Raw genomic sequence first — 307 nt, 5'->3', positions numbered from 1 at the left:
GCGCGTGGACGAATCGCTTCGGGTCAAGAGCACCGTCGAGGCGTTGACCGTTCTGCGTGATGGTGGCTACGTCGGTCGTGATGACGGCGCCAATCTCATTGCGTCGTACGAGTTCTTGCGGTTGCTGGAGCATTGCCTGCAGTTGCAGCGACTCAAGCGGACCCACACCTTGCCGGAGTTCGACGACTACGAGGCGATGCGCTGGCTGATGCGGTCGGGGGATGTGCCGCCGGCACTTTTCGTGAGCTCGGATCAGATGTCGCGGGGCGTCCTCAAAGCGGCACACGAGGCCGGCATCCGGGTGCCC

The 307-nt window shown here is 63.8% G+C and carries 1 protein-coding gene; it reads left to right on the top strand.

Annotated elements, in window-relative coordinates; all coding sequences use genetic code 11:
* Positions 1-307: [protein-PII] uridylyltransferase family protein (locus SB717_RS34795; RefSeq protein ID WP_410907430.1), on the top strand; the 307-nt coding region annotated here is incomplete at both ends.

The sequence above is a fragment of the Priestia sp. SIMBA_032 genome (assembly GCF_046535215.1).
GTDB lineage: Bacteria > Bacillota > Bacilli > Bacillales > Bacillaceae_H > Priestia > Priestia aryabhattai.
The sequence above is the reverse complement of the archived record's forward strand: the minus strand, read 5'-3'. Positions and strand labels throughout refer to the sequence as shown.